This is a genomic window from Maritimibacter sp., assembly GCF_016774595.1.
Classification (GTDB): Bacteria; Pseudomonadota; Alphaproteobacteria; order Rhodobacterales; family Rhodobacteraceae; genus Maritimibacter; species Maritimibacter alkaliphilus.
The window spans coordinates 1,195,919-1,221,822 of record NZ_JACBWT010000001.1; the positions used below are offsets into that span (position 1 = coordinate 1,195,919).

Annotated in this window: 21 protein-coding genes; 14 read left to right on the forward strand and 7 right to left on the reverse strand. The window is 64.9% G+C overall.

All coding sequences use genetic code 11. From position 1 onward, the window contains the following. The 3 genes from HOY44_RS06040 to meaB form a co-directional block, all read right to left on the reverse strand. Positions 1-1,833 carry an ABC transporter ATP-binding protein gene (locus tag HOY44_RS06040; protein WP_287433650.1) on the reverse strand — a complete coding sequence of 611 codons (1,833 nt, stop codon included), beginning with the start codon at positions 1,831-1,833 and terminating at the stop codon, positions 1-3. A 47-nt stretch (positions 1,834-1,880) separates the two neighbouring features. Next, positions 1,881-3,704, reverse strand: coding sequence for an ABC transporter ATP-binding protein (locus HOY44_RS06045; RefSeq protein WP_287433651.1), 1,824 nt, complete (start codon positions 3,702-3,704; stop codon positions 1,881-1,883). A gap of 350 nt (positions 3,705-4,054) precedes the next feature. Then, a complete protein-coding gene (gene meaB, locus HOY44_RS06050; protein WP_287433653.1) occupies positions 4,055-5,032 on the reverse strand; it encodes a methylmalonyl Co-A mutase-associated GTPase MeaB in 978 nt (325 codons plus the stop codon). Between the two features lie 150 nt (positions 5,033-5,182). Here meaB and HOY44_RS06055 point away from each other — a divergent pair, with 150 nt between their 5' ends. The 4 genes from HOY44_RS06055 to HOY44_RS06070 all read left to right on the forward strand — a co-directional run bounded on the left by HOY44_RS06055 (position 5,183) and on the right by HOY44_RS06070 (position 10,387). Further along, positions 5,183-5,812 carry a DUF3108 domain-containing protein gene (locus tag HOY44_RS06055; protein WP_083783417.1) on the forward strand — a complete coding sequence of 210 codons (630 nt, stop codon included), beginning with the start codon at positions 5,183-5,185 and terminating at the stop codon, positions 5,810-5,812. 36 nt (positions 5,813-5,848) lie between these two features. Continuing rightward, complete coding sequence (hrpB, locus tag HOY44_RS06060; RefSeq protein ID WP_287433656.1) at positions 5,849-8,263, forward strand: ATP-dependent helicase HrpB; 2,415 nt, start codon at positions 5,849-5,851, stop codon at positions 8,261-8,263. A 102-nt stretch (positions 8,264-8,365) separates the two neighbouring features. Beyond that, positions 8,366-8,824 (forward strand): NUDIX hydrolase, encoded by a 459-nt coding sequence (locus HOY44_RS06065; RefSeq protein ID WP_287433657.1) that lies wholly within the window; start codon positions 8,366-8,368, stop codon positions 8,822-8,824. Positions 8,825-8,908: 84 nt separating this feature from the next. Next, on the forward strand, positions 8,909-10,387 hold the full coding sequence (locus HOY44_RS06070) for an inorganic phosphate transporter (protein WP_287433658.1): 1,479 nt from the start codon (positions 8,909-8,911) through the stop codon (positions 10,385-10,387). A gap of 102 nt (positions 10,388-10,489) precedes the next feature. On the opposite strand, the gene HOY44_RS06075 is transcribed toward HOY44_RS06070, so the two are convergent. Further along, complete coding sequence (locus HOY44_RS06075; RefSeq protein WP_287433660.1) at positions 10,490-11,770, reverse strand: acetylornithine deacetylase/succinyl-diaminopimelate desuccinylase family protein; 1,281 nt, start codon at positions 11,768-11,770, stop codon at positions 10,490-10,492. A 156-nt stretch (positions 11,771-11,926) separates the two neighbouring features. Here HOY44_RS06075 and HOY44_RS06080 point away from each other — a divergent pair, with 156 nt between their 5' ends. The 9 genes from HOY44_RS06080 to HOY44_RS06120 all read left to right on the forward strand — a co-directional run bounded on the left by HOY44_RS06080 (position 11,927) and on the right by HOY44_RS06120 (position 20,761). Then, complete coding sequence (locus HOY44_RS06080) at positions 11,927-13,006, forward strand: coiled-coil domain-containing protein (RefSeq protein ID WP_287433662.1); 1,080 nt, start codon at positions 11,927-11,929, stop codon at positions 13,004-13,006. 1 nt (position 13,007) lies between these two features. Beyond that, positions 13,008-13,217, forward strand: a complete 210-nt coding sequence (locus HOY44_RS06085; RefSeq protein ID WP_287433664.1) for a hypothetical protein — start codon at positions 13,008-13,010, stop codon at positions 13,215-13,217. After that, a complete protein-coding gene (locus HOY44_RS06090; protein WP_008334108.1) occupies positions 13,210-14,352 on the forward strand; it encodes a hypothetical protein in 1,143 nt (380 codons plus the stop codon). Before HOY44_RS06085 ends, HOY44_RS06090 begins: the two co-directional genes overlap by 8 nt. A 95-nt stretch (positions 14,353-14,447) precedes the next feature. Then, entirely contained in the window at positions 14,448-16,385 is a 1,938-nt protein-coding gene (locus HOY44_RS06095; RefSeq protein WP_287433665.1) for an AAA family ATPase, read from the forward strand. Further along, positions 16,382-16,717, forward strand: a complete 336-nt coding sequence (locus HOY44_RS06100) for a hypothetical protein (RefSeq protein WP_287433667.1) — start codon at positions 16,382-16,384, stop codon at positions 16,715-16,717. Before HOY44_RS06095 ends, HOY44_RS06100 begins: the two co-directional genes overlap by 4 nt. Positions 16,718-16,856: 139 nt before the next feature. Next, a complete protein-coding gene (locus HOY44_RS06105) occupies positions 16,857-18,206 on the forward strand; it encodes a DUF6638 family protein (RefSeq protein WP_287433669.1) in 1,350 nt (449 codons plus the stop codon). A 4-nt stretch (positions 18,207-18,210) separates the two neighbouring features. Then, on the forward strand, positions 18,211-18,486 hold the full coding sequence (locus HOY44_RS06110) for a hypothetical protein (protein WP_008334104.1): 276 nt from the start codon (positions 18,211-18,213) through the stop codon (positions 18,484-18,486). A 7-nt stretch (positions 18,487-18,493) separates the two neighbouring features. Continuing rightward, entirely contained in the window at positions 18,494-19,171 is a 678-nt protein-coding gene (locus HOY44_RS06115) for a DUF1523 family protein (protein ID WP_008334103.1), read from the forward strand. A gap of 120 nt (positions 19,172-19,291) precedes the next feature. Beyond that, entirely contained in the window at positions 19,292-20,761 is a 1,470-nt protein-coding gene (locus HOY44_RS06120) for an ABC transporter substrate-binding protein (RefSeq protein WP_040885792.1), read from the forward strand. 73 nt (positions 20,762-20,834) lie between these two features. On the opposite strand, the gene HOY44_RS06125 is transcribed toward HOY44_RS06120, so the two are convergent. The 3 genes from HOY44_RS06125 to HOY44_RS06135 are packed head-to-tail and all read right to left on the reverse strand — an operon-like array spanning position 20,835 to position 24,917. After that, positions 20,835-23,033, reverse strand: a complete 2,199-nt coding sequence (locus HOY44_RS06125) for a hybrid sensor histidine kinase/response regulator (protein WP_287433673.1) — start codon at positions 23,031-23,033, stop codon at positions 20,835-20,837. Next, positions 23,030-24,205 (reverse strand): FIST N-terminal domain-containing protein, encoded by a 1,176-nt coding sequence (locus HOY44_RS06130; RefSeq protein ID WP_287433674.1) that lies wholly within the window; start codon positions 24,203-24,205, stop codon positions 23,030-23,032. Before HOY44_RS06130 ends, HOY44_RS06125 begins: the two co-directional genes overlap by 4 nt. 34 nt (positions 24,206-24,239) lie before the next feature. Further along, positions 24,240-24,917 carry a response regulator gene (locus HOY44_RS06135; protein ID WP_287433675.1) on the reverse strand — a complete coding sequence of 226 codons (678 nt, stop codon included), beginning with the start codon at positions 24,915-24,917 and terminating at the stop codon, positions 24,240-24,242. Positions 24,918-25,207: 290 nt separating this feature from the next. Here HOY44_RS06135 and HOY44_RS06140 point away from each other — a divergent pair, with 290 nt between their 5' ends. After that, a complete protein-coding gene (locus tag HOY44_RS06140) occupies positions 25,208-25,735 on the forward strand; it encodes an SRPBCC family protein (RefSeq protein WP_287433676.1) in 528 nt (175 codons plus the stop codon). Positions 25,736-25,904 lie beyond the last annotated feature (169 nt).

The following is a 25,904-nucleotide window of genomic DNA, read 5'->3' on the forward strand; positions in this document are numbered from 1 at the left end:
CTATTCGGCTGCCGCCTCGCCCAGAAACCCGCCGGACTGGCGCGCCCAGAGATCGGCATAAATCCCGCCCTGTGCGAGCAGCTCGGCATGGCTGCCCTGCTCGACGATGTGGCCCTCGTCCAGCACGACAATCCGGTCCATGTGGGCGATGGTCGAAAGGCGGTGTGCAATCGCGATCACCGTCTTGTCGGACATGACGTCGTAGAGCGTTTCCTGAATGGCCGCCTCGACCGCGCTGTCGAGCGCCGAAGTCGCCTCGTCCAGCACCAGAATGGGCGCGTTCTTGAGGATCGCGCGCGCGATGGCGATGCGCTGGCGCTGGCCGCCCGACAGCTTCACCCCGCGCTCGCCCAGATGCGCGTCATACCCTTCGCGCCCATCCGCGTCTACGAGATCGGTCACGAAGTCATGCGCCTCGGCCCGTTCGGCGGCGCGGATCACCGCCTCTTCATCCGCTTCGGGACGACCGTAAAGAATGTTGTCCCAAGCCGAGCGATTGAACATCGCCGTGTCCTGCGTGACCATCCCGATGGCTCGGCGCAGGCTGTCCTGCGTCACCGTGCGGATGTCCTGACCGTCGATGGTGATGCGCCCCGCCTCGGGGTCGTAGAGTCTGAGGAGGAGCGACACCATCGTCGACTTGCCCGCACCCGACGGGCCGACGATGGCCAGCTTTTCGCCGGACCTGATCGTCAGGTCGATGTTCTGCACGCCACCCTTCAACCGGCCATAGGCAAAATCCACACCCTCGAACCGGATCTCGCCCTCGCTGATCGCAAGGTCCGTCGACCCCGGCGCATCGCGCAATTGCTTGTCGGGCGTGAGCGTGCGCATCCCGTCCTCGATCTCGCCTATGTCGCGGTAAAGCCCCATGAGCGCGAAGCTGACCCACCCGGTCATCTGCGCGAGCCGGACCGAAATCGTCCCGGCGGCGACGATATCGCCCTCGGTCGCCGTGCCGCCCTGCCACGCGACGAGCGTGCCCCCGACGAGCATCACCGGCAAGGTGCCCGCGAGTGTCATCAGGACCAGCCGGAAGGTGGCCGAGAGTTGGCCGAAGTGAATGACCGTGTCGCGGAACGTCTTGACCGCGTCGAGCGCCGATCCGTCCTCATGCCCGGCATTGGCGAAAAGCTTCACCGTGCGGATGTTGGTGATCGTGTCGACCACGCGCCCCGTGACCACCGCCCGCGCCCCGGCCCGCGCCTTGGCGCGCTTGCGCACCTTCGGGATGAAATACCGGATCACCCCGGCATAGGCCACGAACCACAGGATGAAGATCGGCGCGAGCCAAAGGTCGATGGACACGATCAGCGCAAAGGCCCCGACGAGCGAGGCGAGCGCGAAGGCGACCACGTTGATCGCCTCGGTCACGAAGTTCGTCATCGCGTTCGAGGTCTGCGCCTGCTTCTGCGCCAGCCGCCCGGCGAAGTCGTTGTCGAAGAAATCGACCGACTGGCCGAGCATCCAGCGATGCAGCCGCATGATGACCAGCGGCGCGATGGCGGGCGTGACCACCACCTGCGTCATGAGGTTCGAAATGGCGAAGATCACAGGCCGCAGAACCATGAAAAAGCCCAGCGTAAGCGCGAAAAGGCCAAGGTTGCGGGCCGAGAAAAAGTTCTCCCGCCCGCTTTCCACGACGCCGTCGATGACCTTGCCAAGCACCCAGGCGGTGCCGGTTTCCGACAGGCCCGCGAGTACCGAAACGAAGGCCGCGAGCCACAGGACCGGCCACGCGCCCTTCAGCGTCCAGCGCACGAAGGCGATGAACGTGCCGGGCGGCGGGCCGTCCGCCGGGCGGAACGGGTCTATGAGGTTCGCGATCTTCACCGGTTCTACCTAAGCCCTCGGCGTGCGGCGGCCAAGTCACCCCCGCGTTATCCGCCGAGGAAGCCGCCCGACTGGCGCGCCCAGAGACCGGCATAGGTGCCGCCCAGCGCGAGCAGTTCCTCATGCGTCCCGTCCTCGGCGATCCGCCCTTCGTCCATCACCACGATCCGGTCCATCGCCGCGATGGTCGACAGCCGGTGCGCGATGGCGATCACCGTCTTGCCCTCCATCATCCCGTAGAGCGTTTCCTGTATGGCGGCCTCGACCTCGCTGTCCAAGGCGCTCGTCGCCTCGTCCAGCACCAGAATGGGCGCGTCCTTCAACATGACCCGCGCGATGGCGATCCGCTGGCGTTGTCCGCCCGAAAGCTTCACGCCCCGCTCGCCCACCTGCGCGTTGTAGCCGGTGCGCCCCTTGGGGTCGGCGAGCGTGCGGATGAACCCATCCGCCTCGGCCCGCCGCGCGGCTTCGACCATCTGCGCCTCGGTCGCATCGGGCCTGCCGTAAAGGATGTTGGCCCGGACCGACCGATGCAAAAGCGACGAGTCCTGCGTCACCATGCCGATGGACCGGCGCAGGCTGTCCTGCGTCACTTGGCCTACGTCCTGACCGTCGATCAGGATGCGACCGCCCTCGGCATCGCGAAACCGCAGAAGGAGGTTCACGAGCGAGGATTTGCCCGCGCCCGACCGGCCAACAAGCCCCACCTTCTGCCCGGCGGGAATGTCGAGCGTAACGTGATCCAGCCCGCCCTGCCCCTTGCCGTAGTGATGCGACAGGTCGTCGAAACGGATCGCCCCCTTATGCACCACGAGGGCGGGCGCGCCCGGCGCATCCACCACGGCGTGATCGACCGAGATCGAGCGCAGCCCCTCGCGGATCACGCCCGCATGTTCGAACATCCGGATCGCCACCCACATGAGCCAGCCGGACATGCCGTTGAGGCGCAGCGTCAGCGCGGAAGCCGCCGCCACGTCGCCGACCGTGACCCGTCCGATTGACCAAAGCCACACGGCGGGGCCGAGCATTCCGGCGATGAGCAGGCCGTTCAGCAGGTTCTGCCCCACCGCCATCTCGGTCATGAGCCTCAGGAAGCGTTGCAGCCGTGCCCGGTGGCGGCGCATGGCGGAGCCGACATAGACCTCCTCGGCATTGCCCTGACCGAACAGTTTCACCGTCTCGACATTGGCATAGGCGTCCACGATCCGCCCGGTGACGAGGCTTCGGGCATCCGACCACTTCTCGCTCGCCGCACCCACGCGTTGCGAGATGAACAGGGTGTACCACACGAACCCGACGACCCAGAGCACCAGCGGAATGGCGAGGACCGGGTCCATCTGGCTCACGATGAACGCCGCCGCGATCACGTATGTGGCCGAGAACCAGAGCGCCTCGAACGCCATGAACACACTGTCCTCGACCGCCGGGCCAAGCTGCATCACGCGGTTCGACAACCGCCCGGCGAAATCGTTCTGGAAGAAACTCATGGACTGGCCGAGCAGGTGCTTGTGCGCCCGCCAGCGCACCTGATCCTGCATGTTGGACACCAGCACGTTTTCAAGAAACAGCGAGTTGAGGCCGATTATGAGCGGACGGAGCAAAAGGATGAAGAGCGCGGCGAGCGCCAGTTCCCACCCATGCGCGGCCCAGAACCCGGCCTGCCCGGTGTCGAGCAGGTCCACGACCCGGCCCGAATAGGCGATGATCGCGGTTTCGGTGATCGCGACGAACATCCCGGTCAGCGCCATGAACGGCAGGATGCGACGGAAGTTACCGAGTTGCGACTTGATGTAGGGCCAGTAGTGGCCGGGCGGCGTGTCTTCGCGGAACGGGGCGAAGGGGTTCACGAGACTCTCGAAAAAACGAAACATGACGGGGACTCTTGGTCTGAAAACGGGCCAGCAATGTCTGAATTGTGCTGGAAAAGATGCGAATGGGCTGCGCACAGCCCGACAGGTCCGGGCCGTTAGGCGTGAACGTAGAACCTGTCTGTTGGCATCTTGACCTCCGTCATGGGATGGCACGGTCATAGCCTGCCGACCGCATTTTGTCACCCCTGTCTGACCGAGCACTGCCGGATCGCTCTTCTCTGGTCCAAAAATACCTCGGAGGGGAGTCGCGCTTCAGCGCGACGTGGAGGCTGGCCTCCCCCATCCGCGTGACCCTGCCGCAGGCGGGGTCGCGCTTGCCATGCCGCGCCGCAGGCGCGACCTTTTTCGGGTCATCCGCGCATCGCGGCAAGCACCTCATCGGCGGCGGCGGTCGCGGAAATCGCGCCTTCGGCCACGTCCTGTCCCAGCCGCTGAACCATCGCCTTCACCTTGGGGTCGCGATCGAGTTGCGCCAACAGACCGGCCCGCAGGTCTTCGAGAAACCAGTGCCGGGCCTGTTCGGCGCGGCGGGCGTCGAAATGACCGGCTTCCTTGTGCCAGTCCGACAAGGTTTCCATCGCCTCCCACGCGGCCGGCAGACCGTCCTGCGTATAGGCGGACACGGTCATCGCCTTGGGAAACCCTTCCGGGTCCTGCGACCGCTTGCGCAGGAGCTTCAAGGCGCCCGCATAGTCGGCACAGGTCCGGGTCGCCGTCGATTTCAACTCGCCGTCCGCCTTGTTGACGAGGATGATGTCGGCGATCTCCATGATCCCGCGTTTGACCCCCTGCAACTCGTCGCCGCCCGCCGGGGCGAGCAGCAGAAGGAACAGGTCGGTCATCTCGGCGACCATCGTCTCGGACTGGCCGACGCCCACCGTCTCGACCAGCACGACATCGAAACCCGCCGCCTCGCAGATCGCGATCGCCTCACGCGTGCGCCGCGCGACGCCGCCCAGATGGCTTTGCGAAGGCGACGGCCGGATGAACGCATCCTTCTGCCGCGACAGCTGCTCCATCCGGGTCTTGTCGCCCAGAATGGAACCGCCCGACCGGGTCGAGGACGGGTCGACCGCAAGCACGGCGACCTTGAGACCACGGTCCAAGAGGAACATCCCGAAGGCTTCGATGAAGGTGGATTTGCCGACGCCCGGCGTGCCGGACAGACCGATGCGCAAGGCCGTGTTGCCGGAGGTTTTCAGCGCCTCGATCAGATCGACGGCCTGCGCCCGGTGATCGGCTCGGCCGCTTTCGACAAGCGTGATCGCGCGGCTCATCGCGCGCCGTTCGCCGGCCATCACCCGCTTCGCCAGATCGTCGATGTCCATCCAAGCCCTCCGGTTTGGACCGTCTTGCAACGCCCGTCCGCCGATGTCCAGCCGGGCAAGATCAGGGGTTGCCAGATGGGCCTGCCCCCTCATTATGACCACACGTTTCTGACCGCCCATTGCCGAAACCTATTTTCAGGAGCCTACGCCATGGACTGGAGAGCTTTGGCCCTCGCCGCCCTTGTCGCAGGACCGCTGCCCGCCGCGGCAGCCGACCAGTTCCAGATCAAACTGCGGGGGATCACGATCGGCACCCTGACGGTAGACCACAGCCGCGACGCCGACCGCTTCGATTTCCGGTCGCAGTTTCACACGTCCGGCGTGGCCGGCGTCGTGAAGAAGGTCCAATTCATCATGCAGTCGCGCGGGCTTCTGTCCGGGCACCTTCCGATCCCGCGCAGCTACGGCGAACGGATGGACACCGGGCAACGCGTCTCCAACGCCGCGATCACCTTTCCGAGCGGCGACAGGCGGTGGGATCCGAACACCGCGATGGTCTATGCCCTCTCCCCCCGCCCGCGTGAGGCCGGGTGCGCGCTTGACCGGAGGCTGTTCGACGGCGAGCGGACCAACGACCTGTCGCTGGTCGAGGTGGCCCGCACCGCCAGCACGATCACCTGCACCGGGTCGATGACGCGGGTCGCGGGCTACAGCGCCGAGGAGCTCGAAAAGCGCCGCCACGATTTGCGTTTGACCTATACCGCGCGGGGGGATGCCTATGTGCTGACCGAAGTGCGGACCCAGACCGTCTATGGCGACGTGACCATCACGCCACGCTGACTTGCCCCGCCCCGGCACCTCGCCGATAAGCGAGCCATGACACCGTTACCTATCGACGACGTGATCCCCGACCTCCTGTCGGCCATCCGGGCCGAGGGGCGTGCGGTTCTCATGGCCCCGCCCGGCGCGGGCAAGACGACACGGGTGCCGCTTGCCCTGCTGGACGCAATCCCCGGCCGGATCGTCATGCTGGAACCGCGTCGTCTGGCCGCGCGGGCGGCGGCCGAGCGAATGGCCGAAACGCTGGGCGAGGCGGTGGGCGACACCGTCGGCTATCGCATCCGGGGCGAGGCCAAGGTCGGCAAGGCCACCCGCATCGAGGTCGTGACCGAGGGTATTCTGACACGAATGCTGCAATCGGACCCCGGATTGACCGGGATCGGCGCGCTGATCTTCGACGAATTCCACGAACGCTCGCTGAATGCCGATCTCGGCCTTGCGCTTGCATGGGAAGCGCGCGGGGCGCTGCGCGAAGACCTTGTGCTGATCGTCATGTCCGCCACGCTGGACGCCGACCCCGTGGCCGACCTGCTGGACGGTGCTCCGGTGTTGCGATCGCAGGGGCGGGCGTTTCCGGTCGAAACCCGGTGGCTCGACGCGCCGATCCGCAAGGAGGTGCGGTTCGAAACCGCCGTGGCCGGGCTGGCCGAAAGGGCCGTGTCCGAGACCGAGGGCGGGCTGCTCGTCTTTCTTCCCGGCGAGGGCGAGATCCGCCGCGTCGCGTCGGCCATGTCGCTGCCGCCGCACTGCCATGTCCACATGCTGTTCGGGGCGATGGAGATGAAAGCCCAGCGCGCCGCGATCCGCCCTGCACGCGAGGGGCGCAAAGTGGTGCTCGCCACGGCTATCGCCGAAACCTCGCTCACCATCGAAGATGTGCGCGTCGTGGTCGATGCGGGCCGCGCGCGCCGGGCGCGGTTCGATCCCGGTTCCGGCATGTCGCGGCTGGTGACCGAACGGGTATCCAAAGCCGAGGCCGAACAGCGCCGGGGCCGCGCGGGCCGGGTCGCGGAAGGCACCTGTTACCGGATGTGGACCAAGGGCGAAGAGGGCGCGCTGCCTGCCTTCGCGCCCCCCGAGATCGAGGTCGCGGACCTCGCCCCGCTGGCGCTGGAACTCGCCCTATGGGGCGCGGGAGATGGTGAGGGACTGGCTTTTCTGACCCCGCCCAATCCCGGCGTTCTGGACGAGGCGCGCGCGCTTCTCACCGACCTTGGGGCGCTGCACGGCGGGCACATAACGGACCACGGCAAGGCTCTGGCGCGGCTGCCGCTTCATCCCCGTCTCGGACATATGCTGGCCGTCGCCGGACGGGGCGCGGCCGACCTCGCCGCGCTTCTGGCCGACCGTGACCCCCTGCCCCGTGGCGCATCTTGCGACCTTGCGCTGCGGATTGCCGCGTTGCGCGATCCCGGCCGCTACAATGCCAATCGCGGAGCGGTCGAGCGCATCCGGGCCGAAGCGAAACGCCTGTCCCGGCTCACCGACCATGAGCAGAAGATGAGCCCGGCGGAAATGGTCGCGCTCGCCTATCCCGACCGCGTCGGGTTGCGCCGGAAAGGCACCGATCCGCGCTATGTGCTTTCGGGCGGCAAGGGCGCGGTGATGGACGAGGCCGACCCGTTGGCCGGCACGCGGCTGATCGTCGTGACCGACACCGACGGTAATCCGCGCGAAGCCCGCATCCGGCAGGCGATCCCGATCAGCGAAGCCGAATTGCGGGCGATCCACGGCGAGCGCATCGCGTGGCAGCAGGTCTGCGAATGGTCCCGACGCGAGGGCCGCGTGATCGCGCGGGAGCAGGAGAGGTTCGGCGCCATCGCCCTGAACGACCGGGTCTGGTCCGATGCGGACCCTGAGCTGGTGGCGCGCGCCATGCTCGACGGGGTGCGCCAGCTCGGCCTCTCCCCCTCCCCCGCCGCCGAACGGTTCCGCGCCCGCGTGGCGCTGGTGCGCGCGAGCGACCCGGACTTGCCGGACCTGTCCGACGACAGGCTGATGGCCTCGTTGGAAGACTGGCTGCTGCCGCACATTTCGGGCGTTCGGAGCACGGGCGACTGGAAGGCCTTCGACATCCACGACGCGCTGCGCGCCACGTTGACATGGGACCAGATGCAGCGCCTCGACCGCGCGGCGCCTTCGCATTTCACCACGCCGATGGCTCGCAAGGTGCCCATCGACTATTCCGGCGAGGCCCCTGAAATCGAAGTCCGCTTGCAGGAGATGTTCGGCGTGACCGACCACCCCACCGTCGGACGAACGCCCCTGCGCATCACGCTCTTGTCGCCTGCCGGGCGCCCGGTTCAGACCACGACCGACCTGCCCGCGTTCTGGGCCAACACCTATGCCGATGTCCGCAAGGACATGCGCGGGCGCTACCCCAAACACCCCTGGCCCGAGAACCCCGCGGACGCCGCGCCGACGCTGCGCGCGAAGCCACGCGGGACATAAGGGCTCACGTTCTCGGCACATTTCGCGAACAAAGTTGATTTTTGGAGCGTTTACAGCTAGTTTGGATCACCAAGTAAAAATAAACGATACAGGCGGTTTCGGATGGCAACCCTTTTTTCAAAGGCGTGGGACGAGGTGTTCAAACCTCTCATCAAGCGCCCCAACAAGTTCCAGGTCGCGGCGCTCTGCTACCGCAAAACCGTTGGCGGCAAAGACGTACTTCTCATCACATCGCGCGGCACGGGCCGCTGGATTCTGCCCAAAGGCTGGCCGATGGACGGCATGAGTGCCGCCGAAGCCGCCCGCATGGAAGCCTGGGAAGAAGCCGGGGTCGAAGCGAAGGCGGTGGGTGAGACGTCGCTGGGCACGTTCGACTACATCAAGGACCGGGACGAGGGCCTTCCGACGCCCTGCGACACCGTCGTCTATCCGGTGGAAGTGGCCGACCTGTCCGACGACTATCCCGAAGCGGGCGAGCGCGAGCGTCGCTGGCTTCCCGTGGACGAAGCCGCCGAGCTAGTCGAAGAAGACGGGCTCAAGGATATCCTGCGTCGTTTCTGACCGCTTTCGTTGCAATTCGCCGTTCCGTGCGGTACGCGCAGCGCGATTGTGACAGGCGTGTAACAGACAGGTAACGGGGCACGGATGACCGAAAAGAGCGGTAACCAGTGGAAAACGCTGGACAGAGACCTCGACCGCATCGCGACCCTCGAGCGCGGCACGCAATACGTGTCGCGGCCGATGGTCGGTCTGGGCGTGTCGCTCGCCTTCATCGTCGTCGCGGGGCTGGGTGCCGCGCTTTTCTTCGGGTTCCAGCCAGGTAGCCTGATCGTCATCGTCGCCGCCGGGTTCGGGGCCTACATGGCGCTGAACATTGGTGCCAACGACGTCGCCAACAACATGGGCCCCGCCGTCGGGGCCAATGCGCTCACCATGGGTGGCGCAATCCTGATCGCGGCGATCTGCGAAAGCGCGGGCGCGCTTCTGGCGGGCGGCGACGTGGTTTCGACCATTTCCAAGGGCATCGTCGACCCGTCTTCGATGGCCGATCTGCGCATTTTCGTCTGGGCGATGATGGCCGCGCTGATCTCGTCCGCGCTCTGGGTGAACCTCGCCACATGGGTCGGCGCGCCGGTCTCGACCACCCATTCGGTCGTCGGCGGGGTCATGGGTGCGGGCATCGCCGCAGCCGGGTTGTCGGCGGTGAACTGGCCCTCGATGGGTGCCATCGCCGCAAGCTGGGTCATTTCGCCGGTTCTGGGCGGGGCGGTCGCCGCCGCCTTCCTCGCCTTCATCAAGGCCAACATCATCTACGTCGACGACAAGATCGCCGCCGCGCGCCGCTGGGTGCCGGTGCTGATCGGCATCATGGCCGGGGCCTTCGCGACCTATCTCGCGGTCAAGGGGCTGAAGCGGATCGTGGCGATCGACCTGCCCATGGCGCTTTTGATCGGCCTCGTCACCGCCGTGGTCACCACACTGCTCTCGCGCCCCTATATCCGGCGCAAATCGGAAGGGCTGGAAAACCGCAACAAGTCGCTCAAGGTTCTGTTCGGCCTGCCTCTGGTGATTTCCGCGGCCCTCCTGTCCTTCGCGCACGGTGCGAACGATGTGGCGAACGCGGTGGGCCCGCTGGCGGCCATCGTCCATGCCGAGCAGGTGGGCGAATTCGCGGGCAAGGTTTCGATTCCGACATGGGTCATGGTGATCGGCGCGTTCGGCATCTCCTTCGGTCTGGTCCTGTTCGGCCCCAAGCTCATCCGCATGGTCGGCAGCCAGATCACCAAGCTGAACCCGATGCGCGCCTACTGCGTGGCGCTGTCCGCCGCCATCACCGTGATCGTCGCCTCGTGGCTCGGCCTGCCGGTGTCCTCGACCCATATCGCGGTCGGCGGCGTTTTCGGCGTCGGCTTTTTCCGCGAATGGCATGCTGAACGTCGCTACCGCCAGAACGCGCAGCGCCGCGGCGTCGAGCGTCGTCTGCCGCCCGAAGAACGCCGCCGCCGCAAGCTGGTCCGCCGCTCGCATTTCATGACCATCGTCGCGGCTTGGATCATCACCGTTCCCGCTGCCGCGCTGCTCTCGGGCCTGATCTTCACGGTCCTGAACCTGCTTACACCCTGAAGCCAAGCCCGCTTCTGCTTCGGTCCTAAAATACCTCGGAGGGGGGTTTGGGGGGAGGCTGGCCTCCCCCCAACCGGGTCGTGCCAGCGTGCTGGCGCGAAATCAGGTCAGCAGTTCTTCCAGCACCAGCGCCATGACGCCCGCGCTGTCCACCATGTCGTCGATCCCGACCCATTCGTCCGGCTGGTGCGCCAGGTCGAGGATACCGGGGCCGTAGGCGATGCAGTTCTTGAGCCGCCCGATCCGGTCGATGTGCTTCTGGTCATAGGTGCCGGGGCTGACGACGTAATCGGGCCGCTTCCCCAGAACCTTCTCGATCGCCGCCGCAGTCGAGCGCACGACAGGTGCATCCTCATCCGTCATCGACGGGATCACTTCAAAGAGCTCGCGCACCTCATAGTCGAAACCGGGCCGTTCGGCTTTGACCTTTTCCAGCAGCGAACGGACCTCGGCTTTCACCTCGTCGATGTCCTCTTCGATCAGGAAGCGGCGGTCGATCACGATGCGGCAGCGGTCGGCCACGCAGGGTGCGGGCAGACCGGTGTAGCCGTCTTCCGGCTCGCGTTCGCCGCCGTGGATCGAGTTGATGTTCAACGTCGATTGCCGCGCCCCCTCCGGCACGACCGGCATCGCCGTGTGCTTGGAGGCGAGGAGCGGATAAAGCGTCGCCTCGATCTCTTCCAGCACCGCGCCCATATGCCGGATCGCGCTGTCGCCCAGAAACGGCATCGAGCCATGGGCGATGCGCCCGTGGGTCTCGATCTCGGCCCACCAGACGCCACGGTGGCCCAGACAGATACGATCCTTGTTCAAAGGCTCGGGGATGATGACATGCTGCACGCGCTCGGGGTCGAAGTATCCGCGTTCGGCAAGGTAAGCGACGCCGCCGTAGCCGCCCGTTTCCTCGTCCGCCGTGGCCGAGATTTCGACCGCGCCCGCGAAATCAGGATTGGCCGCAATGAACGCCTCGGCGGCGATCACGCTGGCGGCCAACCCGCCTTTCATATCGCAGGCCCCGCGCCCATACACGCGACCGTCCTTCACGACCCCGTCGAAAGGCGGCACGGTCCAGCCATGCCCGACCTCGACCACGTCGTGATGTGAGTTGAAGTGGACGCAGTCGCCGGGCCGCGCGCCTTCGTAGCGGGCCACCATGTTCCAGCGGGGCCATGTGTCGCTGTCGCCCGGCGTTCCCTCGGCCCGGATCAGTTCGACCTGCCAGCCTGCGCCGCGCAACCGCTCGCCCAGCATCTCGCAGATTTCCGGGTAGTCGCGCCCCGGAGGGTTCAACGTGGGGATACGGATAAGATCCTGACACAGGGCGACGAGCGCCTCGCGCCGGGCTTCGACTTCACGGATGACGGGGGATTGGGTCTCGGTCATGGCGCAAAGCTAGGCGGGCCGGCGGCGGGGGGCAATCGCAAACGGCGCTGCCGCTAATTTTGCCCACGCCCCCGATTTGCGGGGTGACGCCCTCTTCACATTCGCGGTAGGCTCACCATATCAGATAATGTTACGCCCATTAACTTTGAGGATGTCATGGCCGGAAATCTCGATGCGCAGATCAAGGAAAGCCAGGCCCAGGTGCAGGAGGCGCAATCGAAGATCGCCGAGCTGACCAGCCGGATCGAAACCGCCCGCGACAAGTTGAACACGGGCGCGGACATCTCCATCGACATCGAAAACGCGACGCTGGATGACGTGCACGCCCATACGCAGGTGATGAACGCGAATATCGCCGAACTCATCATGGGGCTGGACGACGTGACCGCCGGGTTCTCGAAGGACTTCGACGAGATGCGGTCCAAGACCGGCTGGGAAACCTTCGTCGGCGTGTTCTCGAAACACCGTTCGGAAAGCCTGCGTCAGGAGCGGATGCGAACGGCGTCCATCGACGACAAGCTTCAGGACCTCATCTCGAAATCCGACGTGATCGTGCAGCTTCTGCAAAGCCAGCTCGACATGCTGAACGAGCAGAAGACGCGCGTCGAAGTGAACCTGACCGAAACGCTGGACGAGCGCGAAATGGTGGTGGGCGAGCTTGAAACACTCAAAGCTGACATTCAGGCGCTGGACCCGAAGATCATCGAGCTTGAGCAGAAGATTTCGATGGAACAGGACGCCGCCGCACGGACCAAACTCGAAAGCGAACTTGCCGACCTGAACGCGAAATACAACGAGATGGTGCAGCAGGAGCAGGTGAAACTGGCCCGCTCGCAGACGCTCGAACGCTACATCGAGAAGGGCAAGACCTGGGTCGACTCCCTGCAAAATCAGGCCGCGACGCAGTTGGTGCTCATCAACAAGCTGCAAACGGACACCAAGCAGCGCGTCGTGCTCTACGATGCCCTGTCGAAGTCGCTGAAGACCGCCCAGCAACAGGACGTGGCGCACCGGATCAACGAGATCGGGGTCAAGACCGATCAGGAGGCGCAGGCCGCCATGGCCTCGATCGGGACGGCGACGAACCAGAAGATGGCCGACATGATGGAAGCGCACGAGGAACACATGGTGTTCGCGCGTGACGTGCTGGAAGCCAAGGCCAAGGCGGACGAACGCTTCGCCCGCCGGTTCGCCGAAATCGTCGAGAAACACGACAAGAACCTTTACGGGGCCTGATATGGTCGTGCGGGTCGTCAAATGGGCCGTGGTCGTGGCGCTGGTGCTGGGCATCAGCACCGGGCTGGCGGTTCTGACCAAGGATGCCGGGCCGCTGGAAACCCTTGGCGGCAAGATCGTCATGGGTCTCATCGTCGGCGGACTGACGGTCGGGTTGATGCGCCTGTTCGGACTTGGCCGCTGGGAAAAGACCAAGGGCGATCATGCCTGAGACAGACGCCCTGACCCACGACCACACCGACCTCGAAGATACGAGTGTCACGCGGCGCTATTTCTCGAAATGGCAATCCATCACGACGCATCTGGGCCGGGTCGCCGCGCAGATGGAGGCCGAGGGCAGCCTGAGCCGCGACGAAGTTTCGGTCATCGCCCGCTACATCGTGAACCTCAGCTTCACCTTCCGGGCGCTTGCCAACAAGTATCATATGTCGGGTCGGGTGCAGGGCATGGCGCCCGGCAAGCTGACCTTCGACCGCGAGGAAAGCGGCTTCCCGATCCATGCCGAACTGCTTCAGATGTCGGCGGATGCGGCGCAGGCGATGAAGCACCTCAAGAACATGCCGTCCACGGCGAAGCTCAAGGACGAAATGATCGAAGAGATCGTCGGGCGCCAGACGATCCCGACCAAGCTGCAATTCGCGATGAGCCAGCGGCTTTACTATGAGGAACTGGCCAAGGGTGACCTGTTCTGGCCGCAGATGGACCCGGATTCGCTTTGGATGGGGAACCTGTCGGACGGGCGCGAGCCGCGCAGGCGCTACCTGTTGCACTGGGCGGTCTACGACAGCGGACTGAACCTTCCCACCATCTATCTCATGGAATGCGAGGACACGGGGCGCACCGCCCTGCCCAAAGACGAGACCCGCTGGCCGCAGGCCCAGCAACACCTCATGGCGCAATCCGTCGGCGGCCTGAAGCTCGTGACGATCGCGAGCGGGTTCGACCGCGATTTCGACGACCTGCACCCCAAGCGCCTGCGCCGCATCCACATCGGCCCGATGTATTCCCATGCCTATACGCGCCAGACCGGCCCGCTGCGTCAGGTGCTGGAAGAGGCGCGTGCCCCGGAGGGCGAGGATTGGGCGCTGGCCTGGACCGTCGAGGAGTTGGAAAGCGAGCGGGTGGAGCGCGAGAAATCCGGCTGGTTCGGTAGCGTCGAGCGGCAGATCTTCGCGCTCGACCCCTTTTCCGGGCGCGGTGCCGACACCGGCGCCACCCGCATGACCCGTGCGGTGATCCTGCCGCAACGCCCGTTTCAGGTGCTGGCCGAAAAGAACCCGCCGGGGTTTCGGGACGTGCGCAAATTCGTCGTAAGCCCGGGAGGGCAGGTTTTGAGTTATTCTTGATCGGTTTCGGACCGGGCTGCGCCCTGTCCGACCCGCCGGGGGGCGCTGCCCCCCGGACCCCCCGAGGTTTTTTGAAACGAAGAAGAGGATAAGGGATGTCGCTGCCCGCTGACCAGATGGAGCTCTCGGAGGAGGAGATCCGCGCGCATTACGAGGCGGCGGCGGCAATGCTCGAGGGTTTCGAACATGCCCCAAGGATCGGCAAGGCGCGGGCCGAGGCGCCGGTGGAGCGTTCGCCGGGCGTGACGCGCACGCGGCGGTTCCGCTCGACCACGCCGGGGCTGGTGACCCGCTCGACCGCGAAGCCCAACGGGGTTCATCTGGCCCAGCGGGTCGAGGCCGTGGGGGGCGACGACCCGCTCGTGTCCCCGGTCGAGGCGTCGGTGCTGTTTTCGCTGCGGCGGGCCATCGCCATCGCGCTTGCCGTCGGTGAGGGTTATGCGCAGCAGACTGGGCTGGCCGAGTTGAAGAAGGCGAACCTTGGCGGCGCCCTTCCGCGCGAACGGTCGGTGGAGTTCGCGGAGTTGCTGGCGGGTGAGGCGCTGGCTGTTTTGGGCGTTTTCGCCAACGCAACCTCGTTCCTGCTCGCCTCCCACGCGGGCGAAGTGTCCGTCGAGGTCGGCAGTGTCGAAGAGGTGCTGACGGACAATGCGCTTCTCGCCCTGCACGGCGCGCTTTGGGAACTGGATCAGGAGATCGCGAGCCACGCCGCCGACGAGCCGCGCCTTGTAGCCACCGTCACCGCCTTTGCCGAGGCTTTGATGGAAAAGGTGTCCCTGCGCGCCCAGACCGCGCCGCGGCTGGAGCCGTTCAAGGGTGCCAACTACCGGATCGAAGCGGACGATTTCACGATTTCGGGCTTCGCGGCCAGCCGCAAGGCACGTGGCTCGACCCTGACCATGCAATTCAAGAAGCCGCATCAGGTGGTCGGCAACCACATCGCCAAGTATCAGGCGATGAAGCTGTCGAAGATGCTCATGGCCTATGATTTCGACCGCAAGCTGAACCCCTTCGCTGATCTAGGCGGGTTCATCTTCACCTTCATGGGGGACGGTGCGCCGGGCACGGGCAAGACCACGCTCATTCAGATGATGGCGGGCCTCATTCACGGCTATTGCGAGGTGGCGGGGTATCCCTTCCGCTATCAGAACCTTTCCACCGAAAGCATCGACAGCTATCAGGGCAAGTCGGCGCAGAACGCCAAGGCCTTCATCAACAACGTGATCGACCCGAACGTGATCGGCTTCGGCACCATCGACGACATCGACCAGCTTGCGGGCAAACGCGGCGACCGGCAGTCGAGTGCGGGGCAGTTGGAAATCACCGCCGTGCTGATGGAAAGCTTTGCGGGCGCCAACACGGTCGTGCGCGGGAACTGCACCTTCGGGATGTTCTCGAACTACCCGGAGAATGTGGACGACGCGCTGCGCCAGCGGGCGGGCGCCCGGTTCCTTGTCGACGGGCCGCAGACGCGGGAGGATTACATCGACATCCTCGCGCTGCTCATGGGCAAGAACCACGACATTCCGCTGGGCAGCCATGACCTCTATGCCGCGCAGGAGATCAAGAAAGCGGTCGCGGCGAGTTTCGAGAGCCATTCGAAGCCGCATGAGGACGGGCTGCTCCGGGTTTATGAAAGCGTTGCAAAGGACATCGGCAAACTCGACACGATCGCCAAGCTGGGCACCTATCTGAAGGGGATTCAGGAGGCCGATCATCGCTTCACGGGGCGCGCGATCAAGAACATCACCGATGCCGTCAAGGTCCGCGCGATGGACTTTGAACTGCCTGATGAATGGATGGAGGAGCCGGATCTGTTCCTCTTCAAATCCTACGACGAGAAGAAGGGAATGATCGAGGAACTGCGCCAGCCGATCACCATCGAGATGGTCATTCAGGAGATCAACCGCTACGCCGACAGCGAATTCCGCTATGCCGACAAGTCGGACGAGGTTGCCATCGAGAAGATGGTGCGCGAGTTCGGGCTGACCGAAGAGGCCAAGCGGCGGTATGTGGAGGCGAAGTCGCGATGATGATGGATTGCGGATATGCCGTCGGCCTGACGCTGGTTCTGGCCATCGCGGTCGCGGTGGCGGCGTGGTTCGTGGGACGCGCGACAGGCAAGATGCGCGAGGCGAACGCATGGGTGATCCTCGCCATCATCGTCGTGTCGCTGGTCGTGCTGCAACTGGGCGCGCGGCTCGCCGTGATGACGCTCTGGGTCTACGGCTGGGCCGGGGTCGACCCGCTGGGCGTCTGCGGCGGGCAGCTTCAGGTGGTGACATTCGGCGGAACGCTCGTGGTGATCGCGGCCTATGTGGCGGCGTTCTTCTGGAGCTTCCGGCGGACGCGGAAGGGGGCGTGATGGAATTCGTGTTGCAGACCAGAGGTGAGTGCCCGGGCCGCCGGGGTGGGCGTAAAGCGCCCGCCCCGGGGGGGCGGTTCGGGCGCTCACCGGGCCGCGCGCGGCCCGGCGGGGTCAGACGCGAACCGGAGTGCAACAAATGAAACGCCTCATCCAACGCGGCCTGATGTTCGGCAACCTGATCCGGGTGGACTCCCCCGCCCTGATCGAACGCTACAACCGCGCGCTGCACTCCCTCACCGGCAAGCGCACCGCGCTGCGCGAGTTTCACATCGACATTTCGGGGTATTCCTACGAGGTGGGCGAGGAACTAGGCGACCACCTCTACCTCAACCCCAACGGCGTGAACCGGCTGTTCATCATCCTGACGACCGAGCAGAAGACCGCGCCGCTGCTCAATGCAAAATTCTCGACCTCGCGGGGCATCCTGCGGCAGTTCATCGAGGAAAACGAGGCCAAGCTTTTCGCGCTCACCGCCAATGACGCCGTCGCTGGGGAACTCGACAATTCGGTGTTCGAGGTGTCCGAGGCGGCGCGGCTGCTCGACATTCGAACGATCACCGTGAACGCCGACACGACCCAGAGCCACGTCAAGAACGCGCGCGATCTGGCAGCCAAGATCGAGCGGTTTCAGAGCGAAGAGGACGCCTGGTTCGACGACGTGCTGATCGCCGAGATGATTACGCTCGCCAAGACCACGGGCGACGTGACACGACAGCCCATCGACCTTGCCCGCCCGACCTATACGCAGGACAATTTCTGGACCGCGCATTTCGGCGGGCTTTACGTGTTTCGCGACGTGGCGGAACCGGCTGTCATCTCGGTCGGGCCGAAAGAGCCGCTGGGCGTGCTGCCGATCGAGAACACGTTCGACTTTGCCGACCGGAATGGGATTGCCGCGTTCCTTGAGGTGAACGAGCTGGTCGAGCCGATCATCAAGGCGCGCGGCGTCGATGGCGCAGCGATCCTGCGGCAGAAGATGGATTTCATCCTTGTCGATGCGGCCACCACGCAAGGGGTGGAGATCGACGGGATGGACCACCGGGCGCTGCATCGGCTGGCGCAACGGATGGGGTCGTCGCTGCCCGAGGAGTTTCTCAAGCTGAACCAGCTTGTCCGCTGGGCGCTGAATGGCGGCAAATGGCCCCGGATCGCCAGCGATGATGCGAGCTACTTCTACACCCTTCGCGCCCGGCCCGATCACCCGGACCGCGATCTCATCAACATGCTGCTGTCGGAACTGGCCCCGCTCGACATCCGGCAGCTCTTCATCTGCCACAAGCAGGCGTTCTATGCCGCCTATCACGACTGGCCGGACGCCAAGAAGGAATACGTGGCCGAATTCCTGTATCGCGACTACGCCGCCAACAAGGCGGGCGCGCGCGAGGCCCTGTTCGGGGGGGAGGAACCGCCCGCCAAGCCGGTTTCGCCCACGCCGAAAGACGATATAATCGAATTGGTTGGCCCTTGGGGCGCCGTCAGGAGGTAACCGAATGGCTCTTCTCAGACTGATCGTCGTCTTGTTCCTGCTGTGCAGCGTCGTCTACCTGTGCGTGGCGTGGTATTCCCGCTCGGTCCGGCATGAAAAGCTGGAAAAGGAATGGGATGAAGACCATCCCGGCGGCGGCGACAAGATGGCGCGCCAGACCTTCATCACCCAAGGCATGATCGACTACAACGACTCGATCCGGCCCAAGCTGCTTTTGCTCATCTACGTGGTGCCCGCGATCTTCGTCGGCGCCGTTCTCTATATCACCAACGCGAATTGAGGCCCCTATGCGCTATGTCCGCAACACGATCGTAACCATTCTGGTCGTCGCCTTCGCGCTGCTGCTCTACTACGTGCTGCCCCGGCACGACGTGGCCCGGATCACCGGGACCGAGATCATCCGCATGGATTTCTCGGCACTGAACCGTCCGTTCTACGCCCAGACCGACAGCGCCAATACGGATATGCCGACGCGCGACGTGCGGCTCATCAACACGGTCAAGAAACGCACGTGGTTCTTCGGCTTCTTCCAGCGCGACAGCGAGCGGGTGTTCGTCTACCGCAACGAGGATACGGGTTGGATCTGGCCGCCCTATTTCAAGTTCGACTCGTCCGATTTGCAAGCCGAGGCGCTGGCGAACGTGTCATCCCCCGGCAACGAGCAATGGGTGGTCATCACCAAATACGGCTGGCGCAACAGGTTCTTCACCATCTATCCCAACATGATCGCGATCAAGCCCGTCGAAGGGCCGAACGTGACCGTGATCCCGTGGTTCAACATCATCTTCTTCATTCTGCTGGGCGCCGCGATCCTGTTCGTCCGCGCGATGTGGCGGCAGTTCCGCGAACGCGCCATCGACCCGCGTATGCAGGACGGGCGGGACGCATGGGACAAGGTCGATGCTTATGCCGACGAACGGCGCGGGCGCGTGACCCGGTGGTGGAAAAGCTGGACGGGAAAGTAACCCGTTCCGGGGCCTTACCGATGGACGTTACGTCAACCATCAGGCGAATGTGCCTTGCCACGTGACGGCGCCTCGCCTTGAATGGGCGAAAAGACCAACGAGAACCAAGAGGGAGATTCCATGAAACACCTGCATCTGACCGCGGCTGCGCTTGCGCTCGTCGCGGGGCCCGCACTCGCCCAACAAGACACCATCAGCATCGGGATGGTGCTGGAGCCGCCCAACCTCGACCCGACCGGCGGCGCTGCGGCCGCCATCGATGAGGTGGTCTATGCCAACGTGTTCGAGGGTCTCACGCGCTTCGGGCCCGACGGCTCGGTCCAGCCGGCACTGGCGAAAGATTGGGACGTGAGCGAAGACGGGATGGTCTATACCTTCTACCTCAACGAAGGCGTGACGTTCCACGACGGGTCCGAGATGAACGCCGATGACGTGGTCTTCTCGCTCGACCGCGCACGCGCCGAGGATTCGACCAACGCGCAGAAGGCGCTGTTCGCGGGCATCGAAAGCGTGACCGCCGCCGGGCCGCTGACCGTCGAGGTCACGTTGTCCGAACCCAACGGCAACTTCCCGTTCAACATGGCCTGGGGCGACGCGGTGATCGTGGCACCGGAAACGGTGGAACAACTGGCGACGACCCCGATCGGCACCGGCCCCTTCACTTTCTCGGAATGGGTGCAGGGCGATCACGTGACGCTGGTGCGCAACGAGAATTACTGGGGCGAGCCGGTCGCGCTGTCGACCGCGACCTTCAAGTTCATCTCGGACGGCAACGCCGCCTTCGCCGCGATGATGGCGGGCGACATCGACGCCTTCCCGAACTTCCCGGCGGTCGAGCTTTTGTCGCAGTTCGAAAGCGATCCGCGGTTCGAGGTGGTCGTGGGCTCGACCGAAGGCGAGACCATCCTCGCCATGAACAACAAGCAGCCGCCGCTCGACGACGTGCGCGTGCGCGAGGCGATCAGCCACGCGATCAACCGTCAGGACATCATCGACGGCGCCATGTTCGGCTACGGCACGCCCATCGGCACGCATTTCGCGCCGCACAACCCGGACTATGTCGACCTCACCGAGATGTCGAACTACGACCCGGAAAAGGCCAAGGCTCTGCTGGAAGAAGCGGGTGCCACCGACCTGACCCTGCGCATGATGCTGCCGCCCCCCGGCTATGCCCGCAACGGCGGCGAGATCATCGCGAGCCAACTGCGCGAGGTGGGTATCGAGACAGAGATCACCAACCTCGAATGGGCGCAGTGGCTTGAGCAGGTGTTCGGCGGCAAGGATTTCGACCTGACCATCGTCAGCCATACCGAACCGCAGGACATCAACATCTACGCGCGGCCCGACTACTACTTCCAGTACGACAATGCCGATTTCCAGGCCCTGATCGAAGAGCTTTCGGTCACCTCGGAACCCGGCATGCGGACAGAGCTGAACCAGCAGGCGCAACAGGTGATCGCCGAGGATTTCGTCAACGGCTACCTGTTCCAGCTTGCGAAGGTCGGCGTCATCAACGCCAAGATCGAAGGCATGTGGGAAAACGCGCCCACGCAGGCGAACGATCTGACGGGCGTGCGCTGGGTCGAATAAACCCGCGTGACGGATTGGGAAGGGCATCGGGGCGACCCGGTGCCCTTTTCCTTTGACGATAGAACGGAGGGGGTCAGGTGCTGGCTTCGACGTTCGCAAGGAAAGCCGCAAGCCGGGCCGGTTCCAGAGGTTTTGGAAACAACGTGAGGCCGAGCTTGCCGCAGGCCGCGATCAGTTCGGGGCTTCGGTTCGCAGAGACGATGCAGGCCGGGATCGGGCCGAGCCGCCCCCTGAGCGATGCAATCGCATCGGTGCCGAGCCTGTCGTCGTCAAGCTGGTAATCGGCGATGATCGCGTCGGGGGCGACGCCGACCTCGTCCACCAAGTCATGCGCTTCCGCCTCGCTCCTGGCGGCGAGCACGGACAAGTCCCATTTTTCGAGGATCGTGGTGAGTGCGCGCAGAACATCCGCGTCGTTCTCGATCAGGAGGACGAGTTCCGCGCCGAGGTTTCGTGGCGCGTTCCAGCCCCGTGGTGCTGCCTGTTCGGGATGAAGCGCCGCGCCGTCATGCAGGGGCAGGGTGACCCGGAAACACGTGCCGATGCCCGGTGCCGAGGTGAGCGTCAGGTCATGCCCCAAAAGCCGGCAGGCCCGCTCGACGATGGCGAGGCCAAGGCCCATGCCCTCGGCGGCGCTGGCAGAGGCGTTGAGGCGGCGGAATTCGTCGAAAATCGCCTGCTGCTGATCTTCGGGAATGCCGGGACCGGTATCCCAGACTTCGATCCGCACCCCGCGCGGCACGTGCCGCGCACCGACAAGCACACGACCCGTATCCGTGTAACGCAGCGCGTTCGAGACGAGGTTTTGCAGGATGCGCCGAAGATAGGTCGGGTCGCTTCGGACCACCGCACTTGTCGAGACCATCCGCAAATCGAGGCCCTTCTGCCGCGCGACGGGCATGAGTTCCTCGCCCAGTTGCGCAAGCACGGTCCCCACCGACACCGGTGCCTCGTGCAGCGCGGCCTTGCCGATATCGAGTTTCGAGATGTCGAGAAGGGCGTCGAGAATGTGTTCGACGCTTTCCAAAGCCCGGCTGACCTTGGCCACGACGGGGCTTTCCCCCTCGCCTTCCAGCGACGCCAGATAGAGTTTCGCGGCCGAGAGCGGTTGCAGGAGGTCATGGCTCGCAGCCGCCACGAAACGGGACTTCGACGCATTCGCGCGTTCCGCTTCCGACAGGGCCTCCTTCAGGGCGAGGGTGCGTTCCGCCACCCGCGCTTCGAGCATTTCGTTGGCATCCTTGATTGCACGGACCGCCGCACGTTCCGCCGTCACATCCGTAAAGCTGATGACGAACCCCTGATCCGGCATCTCCTGCGCCGTCACCGCAAGGATCAGCATGGGGCCGCGCTTGACCTCGAAATTGACCGGCGGGCGGCCACCGGGCATCTGCACCCAGGCCTCGACCGTTTCGATGGTGGTCCCGTCGGTGAACGAGATGTCGTCGCGAAACCGGTCGAGCAGCGTGGAAAACCGGATCCCCATCCGCATCAACGTGGCCGGCATCGACAGGAGTTCCCCGACCCTCTGGTTCCAGCCCACCAGCCGGGCCTGCGCGTCGAAGATGCAAACGCCCTGATTGAGCTGTTCGAGCGTCGCCTGAATGACCCGCGCCTGATCGTCGAGCATCCGTTCGCGTTCCTGCCGCTCGAGCCGCATGATGTCCGTCACGTCGGTCTGGATGATGACGGTGCCGCCGTCCGGCGTGCGATGCTCGGACACCTGCACCCATCGATTCCAGATCATCCGCACATTGAAGATGACGTGGTCGTCCTTGTGCCGTTCCAGCCGCCCGCGCGCCCAGTCCTCCGGCGCTTCGCTGTCGGCATGTTCGCGGAACCGCGACCGGCTGATGAGTTGCACGTAGTCGTGGAAATCGAGCCCCGGCACGAACGCCGCACGAATGTCGGGCATGTGCAGCCCGAAGCGGCTGTTGCACATGACGAGCTTCTCGTCGGGATCGAACAGCGCGAACCCTTCTTGAATGGTCTCGATGGCATTGGCGAGGTTCGAGCGCGCCTCTTCCGCCTCGCGGTTCGCCTCGGCGAGTTTCGCGTTCGAGGTGTTGAGCAGATCGAGCGCATGTTCCAGATCGCGGGTGCGCTCCTGCACCTCTTCCTCCAGCATGGCCGCCCGCTGGAACTGGGCATAGGCCGCGCCTTCGGCATCGGTGTTCTGTTCGATCCGGCGCATCAGCGCCTCGCTGATCTTGATGAGCTTTTCGTTCTGCCGCTCGATCGGGTCCTCGGGGTTGAGGATACCGCGCATCATGGCCTGTCCTCCTCGGGCGGATAGATCGCCACGCCGGTCAGGGTCTGGTTCACATGCATCGAGTTGAACTGCTCGCCGTAGGTCGAGAACCCGATCACCCGGTTTTCCCGCAGCAGCGACGAGATTTCCCCGGTCATCTGGTTCTCCTGCGCCTCCATCCGGCGAAGCAGGCAGTCGCAGCCGAGGATATTGGCGGGCGGCCCGTCATCGGACAGCGCCCCAAGCTCGCGACGCAGGTGATCCACCATGTTCTCGGCCTCGGCCAGCGTCAGGACAAGACCCTCGTCGATCGCCGAGAAAAAGACGAGGTCGCCGTTCTCGGCGACCCGCTGGATGGCGCGCACATGATGCTGCCCACCGATGCGCACCACGACGGGATGGGCCGCGAAGGTGAAGGTCGTCAGCTGCTCCGGGTCTTTGCCGAGGATGCGGGCATATTCGCGGGCGGCCGGTTCGGCGTTGATCTCATGCACCGTGCGCCGTTCCGGGTCGGCGCCGGTCACAACCATGCGCGTATCGGACGGGATCAGGTGGTCGGTCTTGAACACGCGCACCGGGCAACGCGTGCGAAACTGCGCCAGCACGGCGGCATTGCGATAGGCCTGACCATCGAAAAGAACGAAGGTCTCTTCAAAATCGGTCCCGTCTCCCGCCGAGCCGCCGAACAGCGGCACCGGGCCCAGACCCATCGCCAGCCCCGATGTCAGCGCGTCTTCGCGTTTGGACAGCCCGTCGATCAGCACGAAGTTGAATTCGAAACGCCAGTCCGGCTTTTCGGAGTCCAGCTCGCCCCGGCTCTGGATCATGCGGTCGATCAGGTTCTGCGGCGCGATGTCGTCGAGATCGGGAATAAGGTGGATCTTCGCGCGAAACAGATCGCGGGGGAAACCGACCGCGACGATCTCACCCTCGGCGTAGCCGTCGGGCGAAATCTCACCCGCCGTCGAACACCCGATCACATGCGTGCCTGCGCAACAGGCGCTGATGCGGGCGAGCACCTCGTCGAAATCGGCCATCGATGAGACGAACAGAACGATCAGTTCCATGTCTTCCGGGCGCATCCGGTCCGCAAGCCCGGCGAGACTGTCGAGGTCGTCGTGGCGCAGGTGGACGGTCCGCAGAACGTCTGCGGGATAGCTGCGTGTCAGTGCGGCAGCGTCGAGCTGGCCCACACGGCTCCTCCCTCAATTCCCCCCGGAGGCGAGCCTATGCCGGACGCGCCGCCCCCTGCAAGACGCTCGCAAAGCTCGTCTCCTTGGCGATCAGAACCGCCTGCGTTCGGCTCTGCACGCCAAGTTTTCGCATGATCGCCGTGACATGCGCCTTCACCGTCGTCTCGGCGATGGACAGATCATAGGCGATCTGTTTGTTCAGCTTGCCCTCGCAGATGAGTTGCAGAATGCGGGCTTGCTGATTGGTAAGCGTGGCGATGCGCGTGGCGGCGTCGTCGCCCCGGCGCGGCCCGCTCGCCTCGGTTTCCTGCGGCGTCACGTAGCCATCGGGAAGGTATTGGCCATCGGCCCGGATCGTGTCGATGGCCGCACGAAAGACGTCGCGCGGGCTATGCTTCGGAACGAACCCCGACGCGCCGCTTTCGGTCACCGCGGAAATCATCCGGTTGTCCGCCATCGACGACACGACCAACACGGGAACGCCCGCCGCCTTTCTCAGACGGATCAGCCCGTCGAGACCGTCGACATCGGGCAGATTGAGGTCGAGCACGATCAGATCGACCGATGCGCCACCTTCGACCTCGGCCATCGCGGCTGTCAGGCTTCCCGCCGTGGTGACGCTCCTGATCCCGCCGACCGCCTGCAACGTCATGGCGAGCGCATCGCAGAACAGCGGATGGTCGTCGACGATGAGGGCGGAGGTGATGTCCATAAGGCTTCGGTCCCGTCTGGGGCGCAAGGCGCGCGCTGGTCTGTCCATCTTACCCTAACAAATCGGAAAGGGGTCGAAATATGCGCCAAAGGTCGAATAAGGCGCGCGCCGGCCACTTGAACGAAGGTCGCATAGTCGGACCGCGCCGCGCCGCGTATCACCGGACCCGATGATCGAGGGCACGCGACGACCGTGCTTGCCGGACGGTGACCATGCACAGGTCGCGCGCCCACGACCCCGCAGACACCCCGACCGGTCCAATCCGACGGGCCAGAGGACAGGACAAGACCATGGAACTCACCGATTCCCGTGACATCGCCGCCGACCGCCAGACCGTCTGGAACGCCCTGCTCGACCCGGATGTCCTGAAAGACTGCGTGCCGGGGTGTCAGGAAATGTCTGGCTCGGTCGAGGACGGCTTCGAGGCGGTCGTCGTGCAGAAGGTCGGCCCGGTCAAAGCGACCTTCAAAGGCCAGGTCACGCTGTCGGACATGACGCAGCCGGAAGCCCTCACGCTGATGGGCGAAGGCAAGGGCGGCGCCGCCGGGTTCGCCAAGGGCGGTGCCAGGGTCAGGCTGGACGAGATCGAGGGCGGCACGCGGCTGACCTACGAAGTCGAAGCGAAGGTCGGCGGCAAGCTCGCCCAGTTGGGCAGCCGCATCATCGACGGTTTCGCCAAGAAAATGACCGACCAGTTCTTCACGCGGTTTCAGGAGGTGGTCGAAGGACCGGCCGAAGCCGAAACCGCACTCGAGGGCGCAGGCGACGCGCCGGACGACAAGAAAGGCTGGCTGAAGCGCCGATTCTCGAAATCCTGATCTTCTTCGTTTCCGGAAACCTCGGGGAGTTTGAGGGGCAGCGCCCCTCATTCCGCCTTCGGCTCCGGGAACCGGACCCGAAGGCTCCCAGAGCGCGGGCCGCTTGTCGGCCCGCCCCTTTCGCGAACCGCTGACCGGCCCCGGCGCCCGATCGGGACAGGCCGGACCT

Coding starts and splice junctions, on each gene's coding strand:
- HOY44_RS06045 (WP_287433651.1), bottom strand. CDS start 3,704: ATGTTTCGTTTTTTCGAGAGTCTCGTGAACCCCTTCGCCCCGTTCCGC.
- meaB (WP_287433653.1), bottom strand. CDS start 5,032: ATGGACATCGACGATCTGGCGAAGCGGGTGATGGCCGGCGAACGGCGC.
- HOY44_RS06055 (WP_083783417.1), top strand. CDS start 5,183: ATGGACTGGAGAGCTTTGGCCCTCGCCGCCCTTGTCGCAGGACCGCTG.
- hrpB (WP_287433656.1), top strand. CDS start 5,849: ATGACACCGTTACCTATCGACGACGTGATCCCCGACCTCCTGTCGGCC.
- HOY44_RS06065 (WP_287433657.1), top strand. CDS start 8,366: ATGGCAACCCTTTTTTCAAAGGCGTGGGACGAGGTGTTCAAACCTCTC.
- HOY44_RS06070 (WP_287433658.1), top strand. CDS start 8,909: ATGACCGAAAAGAGCGGTAACCAGTGGAAAACGCTGGACAGAGACCTC.
- HOY44_RS06075 (WP_287433660.1), bottom strand. CDS start 11,770: ATGACCGAGACCCAATCCCCCGTCATCCGTGAAGTCGAAGCCCGGCGC.
- HOY44_RS06080 (WP_287433662.1), top strand. CDS start 11,927: ATGGCCGGAAATCTCGATGCGCAGATCAAGGAAAGCCAGGCCCAGGTG.
- HOY44_RS06085 (WP_287433664.1), top strand. CDS start 13,008: ATGGTCGTGCGGGTCGTCAAATGGGCCGTGGTCGTGGCGCTGGTGCTG.
- HOY44_RS06090 (WP_008334108.1), top strand. CDS start 13,210: ATGCCTGAGACAGACGCCCTGACCCACGACCACACCGACCTCGAAGAT.
- HOY44_RS06095 (WP_287433665.1), top strand. CDS start 14,448: ATGTCGCTGCCCGCTGACCAGATGGAGCTCTCGGAGGAGGAGATCCGC.
- HOY44_RS06100 (WP_287433667.1), top strand. CDS start 16,382: ATGATGATGGATTGCGGATATGCCGTCGGCCTGACGCTGGTTCTGGCC.
- HOY44_RS06105 (WP_287433669.1), top strand. CDS start 16,857: ATGAAACGCCTCATCCAACGCGGCCTGATGTTCGGCAACCTGATCCGG.
- HOY44_RS06110 (WP_008334104.1), top strand. CDS start 18,211: ATGGCTCTTCTCAGACTGATCGTCGTCTTGTTCCTGCTGTGCAGCGTC.
- HOY44_RS06115 (WP_008334103.1), top strand. CDS start 18,494: ATGCGCTATGTCCGCAACACGATCGTAACCATTCTGGTCGTCGCCTTC.
- HOY44_RS06120 (WP_040885792.1), top strand. CDS start 19,292: ATGAAACACCTGCATCTGACCGCGGCTGCGCTTGCGCTCGTCGCGGGG.
- HOY44_RS06125 (WP_287433673.1), bottom strand. CDS start 23,033: ATGATGCGCGGTATCCTCAACCCCGAGGACCCGATCGAGCGGCAGAAC.
- HOY44_RS06135 (WP_287433675.1), bottom strand. CDS start 24,917: ATGGACATCACCTCCGCCCTCATCGTCGACGACCATCCGCTGTTCTGC.
- HOY44_RS06140 (WP_287433676.1), top strand. CDS start 25,208: ATGGAACTCACCGATTCCCGTGACATCGCCGCCGACCGCCAGACCGTC.